Annotated in this window: 3 protein-coding genes; all 3 read right to left on the minus strand. The window is 70.3% G+C overall.

Going from position 1 to position 2,957, the window contains the following annotated elements:
* On the minus strand, positions 1-2,291 hold a 2,291-nt coding region (gcvP, locus tag AB7U92_RS24925), incomplete at its 3' end, for an aminomethyl-transferring glycine dehydrogenase (protein ID WP_428583198.1).
* 25 nt (positions 2,292-2,316) lie between these two features.
* Positions 2,317-2,697: a glycine cleavage system protein GcvH gene (gcvH, locus tag AB7U92_RS24930; RefSeq protein ID WP_428583200.1), complete on the minus strand. Its 381-nt coding sequence runs from the start codon at positions 2,695-2,697 to the stop codon at positions 2,317-2,319.
* A 35-nt stretch (positions 2,698-2,732) separates the two neighbouring features.
* Positions 2,733-2,957: glycine cleavage T C-terminal barrel domain-containing protein (locus tag AB7U92_RS24935; protein WP_428583202.1), on the minus strand; the 225-nt coding region annotated here is incomplete at its 5' end.

The raw sequence follows: 2,957 nt of genomic DNA on the forward strand, positions 1-2,957 counted from the left end.
ATCGGCAGCACCGCGGCGTTGCCCAGCGGCGCAGCGCTCACCGCGCCGACCTGCTGCGGCGTACCGAGGCCGGCGCTGCGATGCGCCGGCAGGAAGGGCACGAGGTCCTCGACCACGCACACCGGCCCGACGCCGGGGCCGCCGCCGCCGTGCGGGATGCAGAAGGTCTTGTGCAGGTTGAGGTGGCTGACGTCGCCGCCGAACTCGCCCGGCGCGGCCACGCCGACCAGCGCGTTCATGTTCGCGCCATCGACGTAGACGCGGCCGCCGAAGGAATGCACCAGCTCGCACAACTCCTTCACGCGCGACTCGAACACGCCGTAGGTCGACGGGTAGGTGATCATCACGCAGGCCAGCCGCTCCCGGTGCTGCTCGCACTTGGCACGCAGGTCAGCCAGGTCGACGTTGCCCAGCGCATCGCACTTGACCACCACCACCTGCATGCCGGCCATCTGCGCGCTGGCCGGGTTGGTGCCGTGGGCGGATTCGGGAATCACGCAGACATCGCGCTGGTGGCCGCCGCGCGACTCGTGCCAGGCCTTGATCACCAGCAGCCCGGCGTACTCGCCCTGCGAGCCGGCGTTGGGCTGCAGGCTGATGCCTGCGTAGCCGGTCGCCTGCGACAGCCACGCGCACAGCTGCTCGTTCAGCGCGGCGTAACCGGCCAGCTGATCCTGCGGCGCGAACGGGTGGACGTTGGCGAACTCCGGCCAGGTGATGGGAATCATCTCGCTGGTCGCGTTGAGCTTCATCGTGCAGGAGCCGAGCGGGATCATCGTGCGGTCCAGCGCCAGGTCCTTGTCGGCCAGGCTGCGCAGGTAGCGCAGCATCTCGGTCTCGCTGTGGTAGCGATTGAAGACCGGGTGGGTCAGGAAGGCGCTGCTGCGCGCCATGGCCAGCGGGATCAGCGGCTTCACGCCCGCCTCGAACGGCGTGAACTCGGGCACTGCCTGACCGTCGGCGAACAGCGACCACAGCAGGGCGATGTCTTCGCGGGTGGTGGTCTCGTCGAGCGTGATGCCGACCGCATCGGGCGAGGCGCGGCGCAGGTTGCAGCCGGCGTCGCGCGCGGCCACCAGGATGGCGTCCGTCTTCGCGCCGGTGGCCACGCAGACGGTGTCGAAGGCCGCGCCATCGCTCACCGCGGCGCCGAGCTGCCTCAGGCCGGCGGCCAGCACCGCCGTGTAGCTGGCCACGCGCCGCGCGATGCGCTTGAGGCCCTCGGGCCCGTGGTAGACGGCGTACATGCTCGCCACCACCGCCGGCAGCACCTGTGCCGTGCAGATGTTCGAGGTGGCCTTCTCACGGCGGATGTGCTGCTCGCGCGTCTGCAGCGCGAGGCGATAGGCCGGCGCGCCGTGCGCGTCGACGCTCACGCCGACAAGCCGACCGGGCATCGAGCGCTTGAAGTCGTCTCGGGTGGCGAGGTAGGCGGCGTGCGGGCCGCCGTTGCCCATCGGCATGCCGAAGCGCTGCGTGCTGCCGACGGCGATGTCGGCGCCCAGCTCGCCCGGTGGCACCAGCAGCGTCAATGCCAGCAGGTCGGCAGCGACGATGGCCAGGCCCCCCTTGGCGTGCACCGCATCGATCAGCGGCTGGAGGTCGCGCACCGTGCCGTTCACGCCCGGGTACTGCAGCAGCACCGCGAAGGCCTCGGCATCGCCGGCCTGCTCGGCCGGGCCGGTGACCACCTCGACGCCGATCGGCCGGGCGCGCGTGCGCACCACCTCGAGCGTCTGCGGCAGCACGTCGTCGGCGACGAAGAACTTGTGCGACTTGGACTTGCCCACGCGCATCGCCAGGGTCATCGCCTCGGCGGCGGCCGTGGCCTCGTCGAGCATCGACGAGCCGGCGATGGCCAGGCCGGTCAGGTCGCACACCATGGTCTGGAAGTTGACCAGCGCTTCCATGCGGCCCTGCGAGATCTCCGCCTGGTAGGGCGTGTAGGCGGTGTACCAGGCCGGGTTCTCGAGGATGTTGCGCAGGATGACGCCCGGCGTGTGCGTGCCGTGGTAACCCTGGCCGATGAAGCTCTTGAGCAGCCGGTTCTTTGCCGCGATGGCCTTCAGCTCCGCCAGCGCCTGCGCCTCGGTCAGCGGGGCGGGCAGGGCCATCGGCGCCGCGCGCTTGATCGACGCGGGCACGATCGCCTCGATCAGCGCGCGGCGCGAGGCGGCGCCGATCGCCGACAGCATGTGGGCCTCTGCCGCGTCGGTGATGCCGACGTGGCGGGCGACGAACTCGGTGGCGTTCTCCAGCTCGCGCAGCGGCTGGTGGGCAGACATCAGCATGGGACTTCCTGGCAGTGGGGCGGGATCAGAGGCTCTTGAGCAGCTTCTCGTAGGCGGGGGTGTCCATCAGCTGGTCGAACTCGGCCATGCCGGCCTCGGAGATGTGCACCTTGAAGAACCAGCCGTTGCCCAGCGGGTCGCTGTTGGCCAGCGACGGGTCGGCACGCAGCGCCTCGTTGACCTCGACGATCTCGCCGGTCACCGGCATGTAGAGGTCGGCCGCCGCCTTGACCGACTCGACCACGCCGGCGACCTCGCCCTTCTTGAAGGTCTTGCCGACCTCGGGCAGGTCGACGAAGACCACGTCGCCCAGCGCATCCTGCGCGTGCAGCGTGATGCCGACGGTGGCGGCTTCGTGGTCCTCGATGTTGATCCACTCGTGGTCGGGGGTGTACATCGTCGTCATCGGAGTTCTCCTCGGGTTGATCGGGTCGTGAAGGTTCAGCCGCGGAAGTAGCGGTGCGGCGCGAAGGGCATGGGCGACACGCGCATCGGCTGGCGCTTGCCGCGCACCTCGGCATACACCTCGTGGTTCGGCAGGGCGTGGTTGGCGGCCAGATAGGCCATCGCGATCGGCTTGCCGACGCTGGGCGCCAGCGTGCCGCTGGTGACGTGGCCGAGCTTGTGGCCCTGCGCATCGACGATCACCGCGCCTTCGCGCACCGG

Origin of the sequence: Piscinibacter sp. (assembly GCF_050175855.1) — a bacterium.
In the GTDB taxonomy this organism is placed as follows: domain Bacteria; phylum Pseudomonadota; class Gammaproteobacteria; order Burkholderiales; family Burkholderiaceae_C; genus Piscinibacter.

Coding starts and splice junctions, on each gene's coding strand:
- gcvH (WP_428583200.1), bottom strand. CDS start 2,697: ATGACGACGATGTACACCCCCGACCACGAGTGGATCAACATCGAGGAC.